The sequence below is a fragment of the Marinobacter metalliresistant genome, from assembly GCF_038098645.1.
Taxonomy (GTDB): Bacteria; Pseudomonadota; Gammaproteobacteria; order Pseudomonadales; family Oleiphilaceae; genus Marinobacter; species Marinobacter metalliresistant.
The window spans coordinates 4,032,391-4,047,907 of record NZ_CP101118.1 but is presented as its reverse complement, the minus strand read 5'-3'; the positions used below and the strand labels follow the sequence as shown (position 1 = coordinate 4,047,907).

The window sequence follows — 15,517 nt, the reverse complement described above, 5'->3', positions numbered from 1 at the left end:
GTGGTCTCCGGATATCTGGTTGTCGGCATGCCATCGCGTGGTTCACTATAAAGGAAACCGGATCAATCAGGGAGCCACGCACATGCCGATGATAGGATGGGTCATTCTGTTTCTCGCACTGGCGCTGATAGTGGGCAGCATGATGATACTGCGTAACAGCGCCCACAGCATGAAAATCTCCGACGAGAAAATGAAGAAAATCCAGGCTCGCAAGGCGGAAATCGAGGCTGAGGAAAGCGCAGAAGACAGGGAATCGTGACCACCGTCTCAAGCCTCGCCGATGAATTCTTCATGAAGATTCAAGCCGGGTTGACATGTGTCACCCGGAATGACTGCCCTTCTAGACACACTGCAAGAATAGCCCATCAGGAAAGGAGATCCCTGAATGACCACATCCAACAGCACCGGAAATCTCGGCTCAAAACTCGCCCCTCATGTTGAAGCGCTCAAAAAGCAGGGGGTCGAGGTCACCCCGGACGCCTCATCAAGACACCTGCACAACGGGATCGACACGCCCCTTCCGCCGGCTGACCTGCACGGAAGCTACACCAACAACCGGCCACTTCCGACAGAGGGCATTACGGAGCGTCGGGCGTGGATCATCGGTAGCGGAATAGCCGGCCTGTCTGCTGCCTTTTTTCTCATTCGCGACGGCCACATGCCCGCTGGCAACATCACCTTTCTTGAGGAGCAGGAGATAGAAGGTGGGTCGCTCGATGGCGCCGGTAATGCCGAAGACGGGTATATCGTTCGCGGAGGTCGTGAAATGGAAATGACCTACCAGAACTTCTGGGATGTTTTCTCGGAAATACCTGCGCTCGAGTTACCGGCGCCATTCACCGTGCTGGATGAATACCGCATCGTGAACGATGCCGACAAGAACTGGTCGAAAGCTCGCCTTCTGGAAAACCAGGGCCAGATCAAGGACTTTTCCACCATGGATCTCACCCGGCGCCAGCAGCTGGAAGTCATCAGACTGCTACTGGCACGGAAAGAGGATCTGGACGACATCACTGTCGAGCAATGGTTCAGTGGAGGGTTCCTGAGCACCAGTTTCTACACGTTCTGGCGCACCATGTTTGCCTTTCAGAACTGGCACTCCGTGCTCGAAATGAAGCTCTACATGCATCGTTTCCTGCACCTTATGGACGGACTGAACGACATGACGTCCCTGGTTTTCCCGAAATATAACCAGTATGACAGTTTTGTCCGGCCTCTGATGACCTGGCTAAAAGATCAGGGCGTGAATATCCAGTACGACGTGATCGTTACGGATCTGGACCTGGATCTGGATACCGGGGATGGCACCAGAACTGTCAAAACCATCCAGTGCCATGGCGGAGATGGCGATAAAACCTTCAATGTCGGCGCTCGTGATCTGGTGTTCGTCACCACTGGCTCAATGACCGAAGATACGGCCTACGGCGATGACGATACCGCCCCGCGGTTGAAGGACAGTGATAAGGCAGGCCGGGGATCCGGCTGGCAACTCTGGAGGAATCTGGCCGGGAAATCCGAAGTCTTCGGGCGCCCGGACAAATTCTGCGGAGACATACCCGGCTCAACCTGGGAATCAGTGACTCTTACCTGCAAGCCCTCACCATTGATGGACAAGCTGAAGGACCTGTCTGTGAACGACCCGTATTCGGGCTTCACGGCCACTGGCGGTATTGTCACCTTTACGGATTCCTCCTGGCTGATGAGCTTCACCTGCAATCGCCAGCCACACTTCCCCGACCAGCCCGACGATGTGATTGTGCTGTGGACCTACGCTTTGCTGATGGATAAGCCCGGCGATTACGTCAAGAAGCCGATGCCTGAGTGCACCGGCAAGGAAGTGTTGATCGAGATGTGCTACCACCTCGGGTTGACCGATCAACTCGATGAAGTACTGGCTGCCACAAAAACGCGGATCGCCCTGATGCCCTACATCACAGCCCAATTCATGCCGAGGGCCAGGGGCGACCGCCCTCAGGTGGTCCCCGAGGGCTGCACCAACCTCGCCTGCATGGGGCAGTTCGTTGAAACCCATAACGACGTTGTGTTCACACTGGAAAGCTCGGTTCGCACTGCCCGCATCGGGGTTTACAGCCTTCTTGGCATCGACAAACAGGTGCCCGATATTTATCCGGGGCAATACGATATACGGCGTTTGCTGAGGGCAACCCGCACCCTTAACAACAACGAAGCGTTTCTGGGCGAGGGCATTTTGCGCCGCCTCCTGGGCGGCACTTACTTTGAAAATATTCTGCCACTTGGTCCGGACGAAGACCCGGCGGATCTGCACAAATCCGGGCTGTTCGACAACCAGTTACAGGTTATCCGCCGACTGGTGGAAGAAAACCACACCCTCGACGAGGCTAAAGGGTGGGTTCAGGGCATCCTGGACAGGCTTCGCGGGCGAGGCTGATTCAGCTTTCAGTCGCCGCTGTGGTCCATACCCTGACCGGAATGATCCATCTTCTGGTTGTTCATCATGGTTTGCCCATCCAGCGGCGCAACGTTCAGCTCAACTTCCATATCCGCCGCGCCCTCAAAACTGAGGGTTAGCGGAATGGTTTCATCCTCCCGAAGCGGGCTGTTCAGGTTTTCCAGCATCAGATGGTAACTGTGGGGTTTCAGCTCCACGGTTGCGCCGGCTGGAATGGCCAACCCGCCTTTCACTGGCGCCATGCGCATAACGCCATCCTGCATGCTGCTCCTGTGGATGGAGACCCTTTCTGCCCGGGGGGTTCGGGCACCGGTAAGAACGATCTCGCTGCCGCCAGTGTTTGAAATGCTCATATAGCCCACACCCATGGGCGTACCCGGTGGTGTGGGGCGACTCCACGGGTGATCGATTTTTACATCGCCCTGACTGTAATCCTGGGCCAGGACAGGTGTGGTGATCAGTGCACTGCAGGCAATCAGCAGGCCGGTGGTCAATGCGGTGAGTCTGTTCATGGTGTCTCGCGTCGATCCGTTTTTTGGAAACGTCATTCAATCCTAGTGTTGCCTCTGGATCTCCTGATGACAAGCGAGCAAGGCTGGATGCGGCGAATGGTCGCAGCTGGCCATTGCAATAGCCAGCCAGCAGAAGCTTCGTACCTCCGGGCTAATGCAGCAGTGATCAACGGAACTAACCCGAATTATTCATAAAAAAAGGCGAACCTTGCTCAACCCATTGATATAATGGGAGTTACACCAATAACGCTTCGGAAGAAGCTAAACAAGGTTCGCCCATGTCCAATTCTATCCCAACTCAACTGCGCTTTCCTCCCTTTGCCGGCTTTACCGTGCGAGCTGATTTCGAGGGCGGAGCGTTGTCATCCGACTTTGGCCCCCTGCTGCTGCGTGGGGTGGACCAACAGATTGGCCTGGTTCATCGACTGGCCCAGGCCATCGACGACCGCCGTCACGCCTCTTATATCGACCACTCACTTTCCGATCTATTAACTCAGCGGATCTTCCAGATCGCCTGTGGCTATGCCGATGCCAATGACGCCAACACCCTGCGCCGTGACCCGATGTTCAAGCTCGGCACCGAACGCAAGCCGCTTGAGCCAGAGCAGGATCTGGCCAGCGCACCGACCTTCTCGCGCCTGGAAAATGCCGTTAACACCCGCGACCTTTACCGTCTCGCCGAGGCCTTTGTAGAGCAGTTTGTCGCCAGCTACGCCAAGCCTCCAGAGATGATCGTGCTGGACATGGATCACTCCGAAGACCAGACCCACGGCCAACAGGAACTGGCGTTTTATAACCACCATTACCAGAGTCACTGCTACCTGCCACTGTTTCTGTTTGAAGGTCTGTCGGGCAAGTTCATTACCGCGGCACTGCGCCCCGGCAAACGCCCGACGGGGGCAGAGAACGCAATGATCCTCAAGCGGGTGCTCAAACGGCTGCGCCAGCATTGGCCCGAGACCCGCATCCTGCTGCGTGGTGATGCTCATTTCGCCAACGTGGAATTGATGCAACTGGCGCTCGACGATCCGTACACCGATTTCCTGTTCGGCCTGGCCGGCAACAGCCGTCTGAAAAAACTGGCCGAGCCACACCTGCAATCCACCCGGCGGCTGCACGATACCCGCTGCCATAACGCTCGCCTCGCGGAACAGGCCCCGCCGCAACGCTCGCGCACCTTCCACGAGATCGATTATCAGGCCCGTTCCTGGCCACAGGCGTTTCGCACTGTCCTGAAAGCCGAAACCATGGCCCTCGGCGATAACCCCCGCTTCGTCGTCACCTCCCTGGAAGAGTCAACCCCGGAAATACTGTACGCCGAGCTGTATTGCGCCCGGGGCCAGGACGAGAATTTCATCAAGATGATGAAAAACGACCTGGCCAGCGACCGCACCTCGGATTGCCGCTTTGCGGCCAACCACCTGCGCCTGTTTTTCTCCTGCGCCGCCTATGTGCTGCATCACGCCTTGCGCGCCGAACTGTTGCAAGGCACCGAGTTGTCTCAGGCCCAGCCCTCGACGGTCATCATCAAGCTGTTCAAGCTGGCCGTACGGGTGGTGCAGTACAAAGACCGCATCAAGCTCCACCTGCCAGGTAGCTGCCCGGTCAAGGCCCTTCTGCACACAGTCACCGAACGGTTATATCGCCTGCCTCGGCCCAGGTTAAACACCGGCTGAGCCGCCGTCGGCGCTCACCTCCATCTCGGGCTCGGGAGGCCTTCCCTCGCCCGGACGCTGGAATTGATCAAATAATAAACACTTAAGGCCGGTGACTGGATGACATCAGAGCGACATTGGCGCGCATACTACTAATAATTCTCATATCTGGGCGTAATGGGCTAACCGAGAAAATTTCGTGGCTGCTGCTTGGGGTGTTTATGAAATGTTCGGGCTAAATGCCCTGATTCATGACAACAGATTAATCTCGGCCTCATGACCCGGGAGCCCGGCGGACATAGAATGACCGCAGAAGCCAACCAGTGACCCGATTAGCAGGAGCTGAATATGAACGTGATGTCGGTGTTGAACCAGGTAATGAAACAGGCCCAGGGAGGCCAGTCCCGCAGTGGAGGAATGGACATCAACAGGATGATGGACAGCCTTGGCAGCCAACTCAAAGGCGGACAAGGCTCGGGTTCAGGCATCGACGTCAAAAGTCTTTTGGGCGGCGGCGCCCTCGGCATGATGCTCGGCTCAAAACGCGGCCGGAAGATGGGCGGCAAAGCCCTGAAGTACGGCGCCCTGGCTGGCGTGGGTGTACTGGCCTGGAAGGCGTACCAGAACTACCAGTCCAGCAACCAGGGCACATCGCAGCCTGCATTGGCCCAGCAAGGTCAGCCTCTGGAACAGCTGCAGGGCCAGGCGCAGGAACAACGAGGCCTGGAGATACTGCAAGCCATGATCATGGCAGCCCGCGCCGATGGCCACATCGACGCTAACGAACGCGCCCTGCTGACCCAGGAAATCGAGAAACTGGGTCCCGATGACGAACTCCACGCCTGGATACAACAACAGTTTGACGCCCCACTGGACGCAAAAGCCCTCGCCCGGAACGCAGACTCACCCCAGGCAAGCCGGGAAATCTACATCGTCAGCGCGGTGATGATCGACGAACAAAACCCCATGGAGCGGGCATGGCTGGACCAGCTGGCCTCGGCTCTGAACCTTGATACCGGAATGGCCCGAGAGCTGGAGCAACAAATCCAGGTTGCCACAAACGCCTGATCAACCAGCCTCTGAGGCAGCAAGCGATCAGTCATCCCATTCATGGTACTGATTGCCCTGCCTCAGCAACCAGTAGGTAACCCCGAGCGCCAGCGTGGTTGCGGCAATCCCGATCAGATACATGGGTGTCAGTGTCTCGAAATCGAGCACGATCACTTTCCGGGCGATAGCCATAAGAGCCGTGGCCACAACCAGCTGCACCGGGAAGACATTGGTGCCGAGATAAAGCCTGATATTGATGAAGATCTCCACCGCAATCAGAACCGCCATGAACGCACCAAAGGTATAAAAAATATCGTTGATGTTCAGAAGCAGGAAGGGCGGCGTGATGAGCCTGTCGTAGATGATGTAAATGACATCGCCGACACCCCAGAGGATAACAGCGACCATCAACACGGCAAGCACCCGGATTGCGAAACGAATAACCCGGTGCAGGCCGCGAAAAAACGGATCGGGGAAATCGACCGGCAGTTCCTGATGGAGCTCATGCTTGCGCTCTGACGGCGATTGAACCGGCTTGTTTTCATCATCATGATCAACCATTCGATTTCTCCCTGCCGACCCCTAACACCTTTTAGAATCAGGCCTTCTTAACGAATTCCGATTTCAGCTTCATGGCACCAATGCCATCGACCTTGCAGTCGATATCGTGATCGCCCTCCACAAGACGGATATTCTTTACCTTGGTACCCACCTTCACCACAGAGCTGGAGCCCTTGACCTTCAGATCCTTGATCACAGTGACCGTGTCGCCATCCTGAAGTTCATTGCCGTTGGCATCCCGAATCAGCTTCCCGGCCGCATCAGCCGCAGCCTCCGCCTCAGACCATTCATGCCCGCACTCTGGACAAACAAGCTGGACACCGTCCTCGTATGTGTATTCGGAACTGCACTGCGGGCATGGAGGAAGTTGGGACATTATCATTTCCTGTTAATTGAATGAGTGCTGGATTATACCATCAACTCTCGGGTGAAACTCTCGCCAGCACCCTCGGATCATCAGACAAGGGCAGTCCGATAATTACCCCCTCATTGGACGAAGGATACACACCGGTCAGCGCCGTGGTATTCACCTGATGGGACACCAGAATCACCGGCGCCCCGACCTCCAGCCCGTTAACCAGAGAAATGGTTTGCCGAGTCTGCGCCGAACCATCCCCACGATTGCCAAAAAAAGAATTCAGCGACGGCCACTCAGTAACCTCCCCCATGTTCATGCCCCGCGCCGTATCCAGACACCGACACCACTGACTGCTGAACACCCGCGCCTCAGTAATCCCGTGGCTCTCCAGAAACGGCTTCCACGCCCGCGCCTGCTCCCGCCCCATAGCGTTCAGATTCCGCTGGGTGCTGCAGTCGTTGATATCAAAATTTGCCGGATCCCCGGTACCCGGTGCCAGAGCATGACGAAGCATCAATACGGCCTGTCCATCACGAAGGGCTTCCCAGGCGTCTGGTTCATCAGCCTTTGCCGTTCCCGTGGCGATAAGAACCAGGCTCAGAATGAGCGCAAAAAATGCAGTGGGAACAATGTCCGTTTTCATAAATCCCTCAATAAGTCACTTGGAGTGCCCGCCATAATCGCGGACTTAACTCTGCAGCAAGATCGCGCCATTGGGAGGGGGCTTCCAAAAATGTTGGAGGCCATGGATGGCCGGAAACAAGCGCACAGGGATGTGCTTGTAGCGGTTTTTGGAAGCCCCCTCCCAATGGTGCAAGCCTGCCAAATCTGCAAACCCTTAAAACAATACGCGGCAGCATGCTTCCAGGCTCACAACAACAAACGGTAAACTCACCAAAAACCAAGCCAAAAGAAGGAACCAACCATGCCAATCTGGGTCGACGCCGACGCCTGCCCCGTCCCCATCCGGGAGATCCTCTGCCGAGCCGCCACCCGTTGGCAGATCGACACCACTTTCATCGCCAACCACGTCATCACCCTGCCCCCGAGCCCTTATATAAAGCGCCGACAGGTCCCCCAAGGCTTCGATGTCGCCGACAACGAAATCATGGACCAGATGCAAAAAGGCGACCTCGTCATCACCCAGGACATTCCGTTAGCAGCAGAAGCCATCGAAAAAGGCGCCGACGTTTTCAACCCCCGCGGCCAGGCCTTCACCAAAGAGAACATCCGCCAACGCCTCGCCATGCGCAACTTCATGGAAGAAATGCGCAACGCCGGCCAGGTAACCGGCGGACCGGCCCCCTTCAGCCAGACCGACCGCAAGGAATTTGCCGACAAACTGGACCGCTGGCTACAACAAAACACCCGCAAGTGATAATGATTCTGTTTTAAAATCCCAGCGAATCCTGGACCTGCTGGCGCTCCAGGGTTTCAAAAACACTCATCACATGCCTGGCCAGGAGGGCTGGAACTGGACAGCACTCCGGGCAGTACTTAGGCACCAATCGCAGAGCCCAGAGCCAAACCTATGGCCACCAGGCCAATAAACGCGCCGGCACTGGCGGCCAGCTTTAATCCTTCAATCATTTCCTGCTCGGGCGTCATTCCGCTTCCTCCCCATTCATACTCGATAAAGAGGGCGGGAAGGTTTCCCGCCCTCACCTTTCTTCATGGTGGTTGTGGTCGCGCCGCCGGTGTAACTGCCGGTGGATTCAGACGAGACCTCGCCACGTTCGGCAGATACATCCAGCACTTCCAGTGTGGCGGGTCCCGCGTCCTGCGCCGATGCCAAGGCAGGCAGGATCGCACACAGGGTTGCAGTAAACAGCGCCCTGTGGCGGAACAGGGATTCCGGAATTCGGGACATCTTCTTCTCCGTTCTGGGGTGTGATTCAGTGTTGAACTGCTATTCTCACATAATAATACGAATCATTCTTATTTAAAACATCAAAAATAATGATCCGGGAAGTTTTTGACGCCCTATATACCCGCACTGCTATTCTCAACCATCAACCGTTCATTAATTGGCGCCGACGAGGCGGATTTCCAGCTGGAAACCGTGGCGCAGGACCTTGAAAACCCATGGAGTCTCGCCTTTCTGCCGGATGGCTCCAGCCGGAACTTTGCCGGGCGCATGGAATTTAATCGGGAAGGCAACCTGTATGTGGCCGTGGGTGACCGGGGAGAGATGGGCCGCGCCCAGGACACCGCTGACGATAGAAAATAGAGCGGTAGTCGAAGAGAAGAATTTGCTCACCGATCTTGGCAAGCGGATCCGCGATGTGCGCATGGGCCCGGATGGGGCCCTGTGGTTGCTGACGGATTCACCGCGGGGCAAGGTTTACCGGATGGTTCCGGTTTTCAGTGAGGATCGTTGGTTCGCTCGGTCTTCTCGAACTGTGGCAGCTCGTCGGTAATCTCGAACCAGTCGGATTTTGAGCCGACAAAAACATGCCGGGCCGGGCCCTTGCCCAGGGGTTCGTTGACCCACCCGACCCGCAGACGGAGAATCCCGGGAATGGCATCAACGCGGCTGTATAGCTGACTGCCGCAACAGCTGCAGAAGCCCCGGAACTTGCCGGGGCGTGACTCGAACTCGGTAATCCTGTCTTCGCCGGAAATGAAACGGAACCGCACCTTCTGTACCGGCGCACTGGCTGAAAAGGCACTGCCGTGTGCCCGCCGACACTGGCTGCAGTGGCACAGGGCAACGGGGCCAAGGGGGCCATCGTATTCAAAGCTGATGTCGCCACAGAGGCAATGGCCGGTGTACATGGTCTAGGCCTTATCGTTTCGGTTCACAGGTTAGTTCAGGCGCGATGATACCCGGAGGCCACTTGAAGAACCAGTGTGCCGGCACCACCTTAAAAACACACGATTCGCAAAGGAGGACAGCATGTCATTCAGCGCACTTCCAAAGATCGGCATGGGAACTTTCCGGCTCAGGGGCAATGATGCCCGGGACGCCGTCAAGAGTGCCCTGTCCCTGGGCTACCGTCATATAGATACTGCCCAGATGTACGGAAACGAAGCGGAAGTGGGTGATGGCATCACTTCCAGCGGCATTCCGCGCCGCGAGATTTTTGTCACCACCAAGATCTGGCATGACCAGCTGCACGCCAGCGACCTGATCAACAGCCTGCACGACAGTCTCGCGCGGCTGAAAACCGACCATGTCGACCTGGCGCTTATTCACTGGCCATCACCGGGCGATGAAGTGCCCATGAAAGAATATCTTGGCGCCCTCAGGGATGCCCAGCGGGAAGGCCTGGCAGAGCATATCGGCATTTCCAACTTCACCTGCGCCCAAATGGATGAAGCAAAAGAGATTCTCGGCGACACCGTCATCTTTACCAACCAGGTGGAAGTCCACCCCTTCCTGGCGAACCGCAAGGTTGTGGCGCATGCGCAAAAGCTCGGCATTGCTGTAACTGGCTACATGCCATTAGCCGTCGGCAAGGTCATGGAAGACGAAACCCTGCAACGCATTGCCGGCGAACGAAACCTGACCCCGGCCCAAATCGCGATCGCCTGGGTGGCTTCGAGAGGCGTTGTGCCTATTCCCTCCTCCACCCGCCCGGCGCACCAGAAAGCCAATCTGGACGCCCTGGATATTGAGCTGAGCGAAGAGGAAATCCGCGCCATTGATGCGCTGGACCGCAACGAGCGGATCGCTAATCCAGACTTTGCTCCGGCCTGGGACTGAACCAGAACCCGGCGCCAACGAACAGCAGCGTGGCCACTGGGGTAATGAGCAACCACCAGGTTTGCAGCACCCAGAGCGTGGCCGCGCTGAACAGACTCCACAGCACCAGCAGCGGCAGGTAAAGCCACCGCCAGGGCCCGGTCACCAGGGCGAGCACCAATGCGCCAGTGGCTGCCGTGGTACCCGGCGCCACCCCAAACAACGCCAGCGACTGCCAATCGCCGGAATCAGCCACCGCCAACCAGGGCAAACCACACACTGCCGCCAGCCAGAAGACAGCAAGCTGCTTCGGCTGCGGCGTTTGCCCATGGACAGCCCCGAAAAACGCGGCGGCTGCGAGCAGGGCGCCCTGCGCCACAAAGGCCCAGCCAAACCACGCCGCCGGCCAGTTGATGGGGCTAAAGTAGCCCACGAGAAATCCGTAACCACTCCCTGCCCAGGCTACTGCCATCAGCCCGACGGCCAACCGCCGGGCCCGGAGATCCGGTTTCAGAAACAGCACGGGTATACCGATGGCAACCACCACAGCCAGCAATTGCCAGGGCCAGAGATCCTGATTGATCCGGACAAACAGCCGCAGAAACACCTGCGGCCCGAACATCACGAAATCCTGCAACGAGTAGCTCAGCCAGTCAGCGCCCGTCACAGGGACCTCACATAATCCGCCATCCGCCGCCGCTGCTCTGGGTTCGGCAGCGCCCCGTAAAGCGCCCCCATGTTCTCCTTCATGTGCTCGACTTTGCTGGTCGCCGGAATCGCACAAGTCACCGCCGGATGGGAAATGATGTACTTGAGAAAGAACTCCGCCCAGTTGCTGACGCCAGCCTCACCGGCCCAGCCCGGCAACGGCTCTGACTGGAATCGACGGAACAGCGAACCACCCTGGAACGGCCGGTTTACAATCACCCCGATTCCCCGTTCCTCGGCCAGGGGCAGCAACCGATCCTCAACCTCACGATCAAGGACGTTATAGGTCAGTTGCACAAAATCCAGAGGCTCCCGCTTCATGATCTGCTCAAATTCGCGGTGTCGGCGACCGTGGGAAGTCGTGATGCCGATATACCTCACTTCGCTGTCCGCCTTCATCTGTCTCAACGTCTCAAGATGCCCTTGCCAGCCCAGCAGATTATGCACCTGCAACAGATCAAACCGCTCAACACCCCAGCGTCTGCGGGAGCGCGCCGCCTCCTGTCGGGTCTCTGACTCGTCACCGGTCCAGATCTTGGTGGCCGCAAAAACCCGGTCATGGGCATCCAGGGCATCCAGCGCCTCGCCCACCACATCCGAGGCGCTGCCGTACATCGGCGAGCCGTCTACAACCGTCCCACCCTGATCGAAGAAGGTTTTCAGAACCCTGGTGCGCTGTTCAACCAGCTGTGTGTCGCCACCAACATTGAAGGTAATCCAGGTACCCATGCCGATGGATGGAATTACCTCGTCTGTTCCGGGAATTTTTCGGGTGATGGGAGATGAGGCGGGTTTGCTGGTTAGGTTCGCGAACAAGTGAGGGGACGTCAGAGCAAGCCCTACCAGCCCGGAACTGACCAGAAACTGTCTTCGGGTAAACCGATTCGCCATATCTGCTGCCCCACTGTCATAAATTTCAGTGCGAATAGCACAAGGCCCAAAAGCGCGGGTGGGTCATCCCTTGTCCAGACCGTGGAGGGCCATGGATGGCCCGACCGAGCCTACATGGATGTATTTACGGTGTGTCTGGACAAGGGATGACCCACCCGCGCGGCTACTCGATGACTGACAGTCTTACACGCAGGTCAGTTCCCGTAGTGACTATCGAGATAACCCAGAATACGAGCAGATTCGAACAGCCCCTCTCCGGTGTTGGGGTCCTCCAGATAAGGCACTTGAACCCGCTTGTGCACCTGAAAGAACGCATCCCGTTTGCCACCGGGAATCGGCGTATAAGGCCCAGGCTTGATCCGCTGCTTCGCCGGCCCGATTTCCGTCCAGTGCTCCTTGGCCAGATTGTGCAAAGTGTACGGAATCTCCAGCTCGCACAGCCGCTCCCGCACCAGCCGCGAGAACGGGCTACCTTCAAAGCTCCAGAGATGCAAAGGCTGCTCCGGCCGCTTCCCGGGGCTAACCCGAAGCCCCCTCATGGCACTGGCCACCGATGCCACCGAGCCCAGAACCGGCTGCCAGACCCGGTCACGGTAATATTTGGGCACCGGCCGCCCGGTATACTGGCGGAACAGATACTCAATAATCTCCTCGGACTCATACATCACCGCCCCCGTGTTCTGGTCCGCCAGCAACGGGAACTGCTGCCTGCCACCCAGAGCCTCCGCCTGCGCCCGGAACACCGAACCACCCTTCGGACAGGGCCGGATTTCCACATCCAGATTCAGGGCGGTCAGGGCCTCCCGGACCCTGCGGCAATAGGGGCAGCCTTCCATATCATAGAGCACGATCGGCTTTTCCGGCTGAGGTACCTTTTTCACCACCAGGCAACCGCGCCACGCCGTCAGCGACGAAGTGGTGACCGAACCCAGCACGTGAATGTTGCGAAACAGCATATTGGACATAAACAAACCTTCTGTTGGAGATCACGTCATTATCACGCAATCTGACGATTTTCCATTGGCTCCCGGGTGCCATGCATGACATTAGTTAATTTTTGTCCACCTAACTCCATGATTCACAAGGGCACTTACATTGAGTCACAAAAGTTCAATACAAACAACGACACTACTGGCATTTTTTAACGTCATGTAGAGCTTTTCTGCATAGTACAACCAGCAAAGATAGGCTATTGTTTAGCCATAAGAACTCATTGGACGGCAACCATGGAAATTCGGGGAATGCAGCGCTCTGACAGTGCAGGAAAAACGTGTCTTGGATTCCGACGTTCAGCGCTGGTATCGGTGGTGGTTTGTGCCCTGATTGCATCTCCTCTGACTGCAACTGCCGAAACCGATGATACTGGTTTCTCCGGCAACCGTCTCTGGACCAACCAACTCAAGGATTACGCCCAGGAATCGCTCCACAATGAGAATGCCATGAGCATGGCAGCCATCCCCCTGAATGGCCCCGGCATTAACCAGTACATCAATGCCGATACGCTCATGAGTCCCGGTTCCATCATGAAGCTGGTTACAACCTTTGCCGCGCTGGAAGTTCTCGGCCCCAACCATCGCTGGGACACCGATTTCCTGACCGACGGGACCATGGTCGGCGACACCCTGAAAGGCAATCTCTATGTCCGCTTTGGCGGCGACCCCAAGCTCACCATTGAGCGACTCTGGACGACCCTGAGGGATTTGCGGAGCATGGGCATTACCAGAATCGAAGGGGACCTGGTGCTGGATGGCAGCTATTTTGAAGTGGATGGCGGTTTCCCAGGCTTCGAAGACAATGGTGACAATCCCCATGCGCCCTTCCTCGTTGAGCCTTCCGCTTATCTGACCAACCTGAACCTGATGCACCTTCAGGTGCGGGCGGATGAACGGGGCACCCAGGCCTGGAGCACCCCTTCACTGAGTGAGTTAGTGATCGACAACCGCGTCGTTGCGACGGCCGAAGGGCCGTGCCCCTCCCGTCACAGTTTTGAGTGGGAGCCTGTTTTCCATGATGACCAGCGGGTTACCGTGCGAGTAACCGGCGAATTGCCTCAGGGCTGCCGTACCACGACATACATGTCCCTGTTACCCCATGAGCAGTACACCGCATCGTTGATCCGTTCACTTCTGACGGACATGGGCGTGGTCATTTCCGGTGGCAACCTCAATGGCGTTGCCCCGGAAGGCGCAAGGCTGGTGCTGAAAACCACTTCGCCGGATCTGGTGTCCATGGTGCGAGACATCAATAAATGGAGCAGCAACGTTATGGCCCGCCAGCTGTTGCTTACCATTGGTGCCCAAAACCGGCTGGAAGACGAAAACGATGACCGGGTAGCCGGCATTCGGGTGATCTACGAATGGCTGGAAGGCAAAGGCATCAACACTGCCGGCATGGTGATCGATAACGGCGCCGGGCTCAGCCGGCACGGCCGCATCACCGCCCGCCAGGGCGCCCAGATATTGCAACACGCCTGGAACAGCGCCTACTCGGCAGACCTGATGGCCTCGATGCCAATCATTGCCATGGACGGAACCATGGCGCGCCGCCTTCGCAATACCGGCATGGATGGCGAAGGCCGCATCAAAACTGGCTATCTGGAGAATGTAAGATCGATCGCCGGCTTCACTCGCGATGCTAATAACACGACCTGGGCTGTGGTGGGCATGGTCAATAATGACCCGGCGTGGAATGGCCAGGCGGTGCTGGACCGCATTCTGTATTCACTGCATTTCAGGCCGCCGACGGGCACAGCGATTTCACACGCTTCTTCCGGCGCTTCTGAAACCAGCATTCAGTAGGCACCTGTTCGCCAGCCTGAAAGCTGAACACGACCTCCCGTGAAAGAGGGGTCAGATGAACGCTTTCATCTGACCCCGGGCCATTCAGATAGTCAGATAACCGCCGTCTGCGTTGATGCAGGCACCGGTGGTGTAGCTGGACGCCTCAGATACCAGATACAGTACCGTACCCGCCATTTCACTCGGGTCGGCTACCCGCTTCATGGGGATGTGGGCCATGGCCTGTTTCTTGATTGCGTCGTTCGTTGTCAGGGCACTGGCAAACTTTGTGTCTGTCAGGCCGGGGAGCAGAGCGTTCACCCGGATCTTCTGCTGGCCAAGCTCCATCGCGAAGGACTTGGTCATGGAAATGACCGCAGCCTTGGTCACCGAGTAAATGCCCTGGAAGTGCCCCGGGTTCACACCGTTCACCGAGGCCACGTTCACGATGGAGCCGCCACCGGCTTTTTTCATCATCCGGGCACCGCGGGCACACATGAAAAAGTAGCCCCGGATATTCACATCCACGGTCTTGTTGAACGCGCCCAGGTCGGTGTCCTCCACCGGCCCGAAATAGGGATTCGCCGCCGCGTTGTTAACCAGAATGTCCAGCTTGCCGTGGGTTTGCTCGATGTGCGCCCAGATGCTTTCGATCTGATCCATTTCCCCGATATGGCAGGCGTGGGCTTCGGCGCTGCCGCCGGCTTCACGGATGCTGCTGGCGACCGCTTCGCAGCCGTCAATCTTGCGGCTGCTGACGATCACGTGGGCACCGTAATCAGCCAGAGTGCGGGCGATATTCTCGCCGATGCCACGACTGGCGCCGGTAATCAGGGCAACCTTGCCCGTCAGATCAAACAGGTTCTTGCTGCTCATTCGTTCACCT

Annotated in this window: 18 protein-coding genes and 1 pseudogene; 9 read left to right on the top strand and 10 right to left on the bottom strand. The window is 57.3% G+C overall.

Translation table 11 applies throughout. The annotated features are described in order from the left end of the window. The first annotated feature begins 82 nt into the window (after positions 1–82). Both NLK58_RS18900 and NLK58_RS18895 read left to right on the top strand, forming a co-directional pair. On the top strand, positions 83–259 hold the full coding sequence (locus NLK58_RS18900; RefSeq protein WP_117619853.1) for a DUF2897 family protein: 177 nt from the start codon (positions 83–85) through the stop codon (positions 257–259). A 126-nt stretch (positions 260–385) separates the two neighbouring features. Beyond that, entirely contained in the window at positions 386–2,410 is a 2,025-nt protein-coding gene (locus tag NLK58_RS18895; protein WP_341581465.1) for an oleate hydratase, read from the top strand. 8 nt (positions 2,411–2,418) lie between these two features. On the opposite strand, the gene NLK58_RS18890 is transcribed toward NLK58_RS18895, so the two are convergent. Continuing rightward, positions 2,419–2,943, bottom strand: a complete 525-nt coding sequence (locus NLK58_RS18890; RefSeq protein WP_099619232.1) for a copper chaperone PCu(A)C — start codon at positions 2,941–2,943, stop codon at positions 2,419–2,421. Between the two features lie 278 nt (positions 2,944–3,221). On the opposite strand from NLK58_RS18890, the gene NLK58_RS18885 reads away from it, so the two are divergent. Together NLK58_RS18885 and NLK58_RS18880 are read left to right on the top strand one after the other, a co-directional pair. After that, on the top strand, positions 3,222–4,619 hold the full coding sequence (locus NLK58_RS18885) for an IS1380 family transposase (RefSeq protein ID WP_289114228.1): 1,398 nt from the start codon (positions 3,222–3,224) through the stop codon (positions 4,617–4,619). 327 nt (positions 4,620–4,946) lie between these two features. Beyond that, complete coding sequence (locus NLK58_RS18880; protein ID WP_341581464.1) at positions 4,947–5,666, top strand: tellurite resistance TerB family protein; 720 nt, start codon at positions 4,947–4,949, stop codon at positions 5,664–5,666. A gap of 27 nt (positions 5,667–5,693) precedes the next feature. On the opposite strand, the gene NLK58_RS18875 is transcribed toward NLK58_RS18880, so the two are convergent. The 3 genes from NLK58_RS18875 to NLK58_RS18865 are packed head-to-tail and all read right to left on the bottom strand — an operon-like array spanning position 5,694 to position 7,210. Next, positions 5,694–6,209, bottom strand: coding sequence for a phosphate-starvation-inducible PsiE family protein (locus NLK58_RS18875; RefSeq protein WP_341581463.1), 516 nt, complete (start codon positions 6,207–6,209; stop codon positions 5,694–5,696). Between the two features lie 37 nt (positions 6,210–6,246). Beyond that, the gene (locus tag NLK58_RS18870; protein ID WP_099619235.1) at positions 6,247–6,585 is read right to left on the bottom strand and encodes a zinc ribbon domain-containing protein YjdM; all 339 of its coding nucleotides are present in this window, start codon (positions 6,583–6,585) and stop codon (positions 6,247–6,249) included. A 40-nt stretch (positions 6,586–6,625) separates the two neighbouring features. Next, a complete protein-coding gene (locus NLK58_RS18865; RefSeq protein ID WP_341581462.1) occupies positions 6,626–7,210 on the bottom strand; it encodes a histidine phosphatase family protein in 585 nt (194 codons plus the stop codon). A gap of 282 nt (positions 7,211–7,492) precedes the next feature. Here NLK58_RS18865 and NLK58_RS18860 point away from each other — a divergent pair, with 282 nt between their 5' ends. Continuing rightward, a complete protein-coding gene (locus tag NLK58_RS18860) occupies positions 7,493–7,945 on the top strand; it encodes a YaiI/YqxD family protein (RefSeq protein WP_341581461.1) in 453 nt (150 codons plus the stop codon). 246 nt (positions 7,946–8,191) lie between these two features. Here the strand turns inward: NLK58_RS18860 and NLK58_RS18855 are convergent, their stop codons facing one another. After that, entirely contained in the window at positions 8,192–8,437 is a 246-nt protein-coding gene (locus tag NLK58_RS18855) for a hypothetical protein (RefSeq protein WP_117619847.1), read from the bottom strand. Between the two features lie 105 nt (positions 8,438–8,542). On the opposite strand from NLK58_RS18855, the gene NLK58_RS18850 reads away from it, so the two are divergent. Further along, a complete protein-coding gene (locus tag NLK58_RS18850) occupies positions 8,543–8,797 on the top strand; it encodes a PQQ-dependent sugar dehydrogenase (RefSeq protein ID WP_227539346.1) in 255 nt (84 codons plus the stop codon). Between the two features lie 4 nt (positions 8,798–8,801). Further along, a pseudogene (locus tag NLK58_RS18845) lies at positions 8,802–8,987 on the top strand (PQQ-dependent sugar dehydrogenase); the annotation flags it as partial. Here the strand turns inward: NLK58_RS18845 and NLK58_RS18840 are convergent. Beyond that, the gene (locus NLK58_RS18840) at positions 8,932–9,345 is read right to left on the bottom strand and encodes a GFA family protein (protein ID WP_117619846.1); all 414 of its coding nucleotides are present in this window, start codon (positions 9,343–9,345) and stop codon (positions 8,932–8,934) included. The pseudogene NLK58_RS18845 and the gene NLK58_RS18840 overlap by 56 nt on opposite strands. Positions 9,346–9,466: 121 nt before the next feature. Here NLK58_RS18840 and dkgB point away from each other — a divergent pair, with 121 nt between their 5' ends. Further along, the gene (gene dkgB, locus NLK58_RS18835) at positions 9,467–10,276 is read left to right on the top strand and encodes a 2,5-didehydrogluconate reductase DkgB (protein ID WP_117619845.1); all 810 of its coding nucleotides are present in this window, start codon (positions 9,467–9,469) and stop codon (positions 10,274–10,276) included. Here dkgB and NLK58_RS18830 read toward each other — a convergent pair. The 3 genes from NLK58_RS18830 to NLK58_RS18820 form a co-directional block, all read right to left on the bottom strand. Then, positions 10,245–10,922: a DUF6064 family protein gene (locus NLK58_RS18830; protein WP_162893771.1), complete on the bottom strand. Its 678-nt coding sequence runs from the start codon at positions 10,920–10,922 to the stop codon at positions 10,245–10,247. The two genes, dkgB and NLK58_RS18830, sit on opposite strands and share 32 nt — an antisense overlap. Next, positions 10,919–11,854, bottom strand: a complete 936-nt coding sequence (locus NLK58_RS18825) for an aldo/keto reductase (protein ID WP_341581460.1) — start codon at positions 11,852–11,854, stop codon at positions 10,919–10,921. The genes NLK58_RS18830 and NLK58_RS18825 overlap by 4 nt, the downstream gene beginning before the upstream one ends. Before the next feature lie 194 nt (positions 11,855–12,048). Beyond that, the gene (locus tag NLK58_RS18820) at positions 12,049–12,819 is read right to left on the bottom strand and encodes a glutathione S-transferase N-terminal domain-containing protein (protein ID WP_341581459.1); all 771 of its coding nucleotides are present in this window, start codon (positions 12,817–12,819) and stop codon (positions 12,049–12,051) included. 261 nt (positions 12,820–13,080) lie between these two features. Between NLK58_RS18820 and dacB the strand changes: the two genes are divergently transcribed. Next, the gene (gene dacB, locus NLK58_RS18815) at positions 13,081–14,652 is read left to right on the top strand and encodes a D-alanyl-D-alanine carboxypeptidase/D-alanyl-D-alanine-endopeptidase (RefSeq protein ID WP_341581458.1); all 1,572 of its coding nucleotides are present in this window, start codon (positions 13,081–13,083) and stop codon (positions 14,650–14,652) included. 84 nt (positions 14,653–14,736) lie between these two features. On the opposite strand, the gene NLK58_RS18810 is transcribed toward dacB, so the two are convergent. Next, positions 14,737–15,507, bottom strand: coding sequence for an SDR family oxidoreductase (locus NLK58_RS18810; RefSeq protein ID WP_117619841.1), 771 nt, complete (start codon positions 15,505–15,507; stop codon positions 14,737–14,739). Between the last annotated feature and the right edge of the window lie 10 nt (positions 15,508–15,517).

What these genes read in the sequence shown, in the direction of transcription:
- NLK58_RS18900 (WP_117619853.1), top strand. Translation starts at nt 83, where the DNA reads ATGCCGATGATAGGATGGGTCATTCTGTTTCTCGCACTGGCGCTGATA.
- NLK58_RS18895 (WP_341581465.1), top strand. Translation starts at nt 386, where the DNA reads ATGACCACATCCAACAGCACCGGAAATCTCGGCTCAAAACTCGCCCCT.
- NLK58_RS18890 (WP_099619232.1), bottom strand. Translation starts at nt 2,943, where the DNA reads ATGAACAGACTCACCGCATTGACCACCGGCCTGCTGATTGCCTGCAGT.
- NLK58_RS18885 (WP_289114228.1), top strand. Translation starts at nt 3,222, where the DNA reads ATGTCCAATTCTATCCCAACTCAACTGCGCTTTCCTCCCTTTGCCGGC.
- NLK58_RS18880 (WP_341581464.1), top strand. Translation starts at nt 4,947, where the DNA reads ATGAACGTGATGTCGGTGTTGAACCAGGTAATGAAACAGGCCCAGGGA.
- NLK58_RS18875 (WP_341581463.1), bottom strand. Translation starts at nt 6,209, where the DNA reads ATGGTTGATCATGATGATGAAAACAAGCCGGTTCAATCGCCGTCAGAG.
- NLK58_RS18870 (WP_099619235.1), bottom strand. Translation starts at nt 6,585, where the DNA reads ATGTCCCAACTTCCTCCATGCCCGCAGTGCAGTTCCGAATACACATAC.
- NLK58_RS18865 (WP_341581462.1), bottom strand. Translation starts at nt 7,210, where the DNA reads ATGAAAACGGACATTGTTCCCACTGCATTTTTTGCGCTCATTCTGAGC.
- NLK58_RS18860 (WP_341581461.1), top strand. Translation starts at nt 7,493, where the DNA reads ATGCCAATCTGGGTCGACGCCGACGCCTGCCCCGTCCCCATCCGGGAG.
- NLK58_RS18855 (WP_117619847.1), bottom strand. Translation starts at nt 8,437, where the DNA reads ATGTCCCGAATTCCGGAATCCCTGTTCCGCCACAGGGCGCTGTTTACT.
- NLK58_RS18840 (WP_117619846.1), bottom strand. Translation starts at nt 9,345, where the DNA reads ATGTACACCGGCCATTGCCTCTGTGGCGACATCAGCTTTGAATACGAT.
- dkgB (WP_117619845.1), top strand. Translation starts at nt 9,467, where the DNA reads ATGTCATTCAGCGCACTTCCAAAGATCGGCATGGGAACTTTCCGGCTC.
- NLK58_RS18825 (WP_341581460.1), bottom strand. Translation starts at nt 11,854, where the DNA reads ATGGCGAATCGGTTTACCCGAAGACAGTTTCTGGTCAGTTCCGGGCTG.
- NLK58_RS18820 (WP_341581459.1), bottom strand. Translation starts at nt 12,819, where the DNA reads ATGTCCAATATGCTGTTTCGCAACATTCACGTGCTGGGTTCGGTCACC.
- dacB (WP_341581458.1), top strand. Translation starts at nt 13,081, where the DNA reads ATGGAAATTCGGGGAATGCAGCGCTCTGACAGTGCAGGAAAAACGTGT.
- NLK58_RS18810 (WP_117619841.1), bottom strand. Translation starts at nt 15,507, where the DNA reads ATGAGCAGCAAGAACCTGTTTGATCTGACGGGCAAGGTTGCCCTGATT.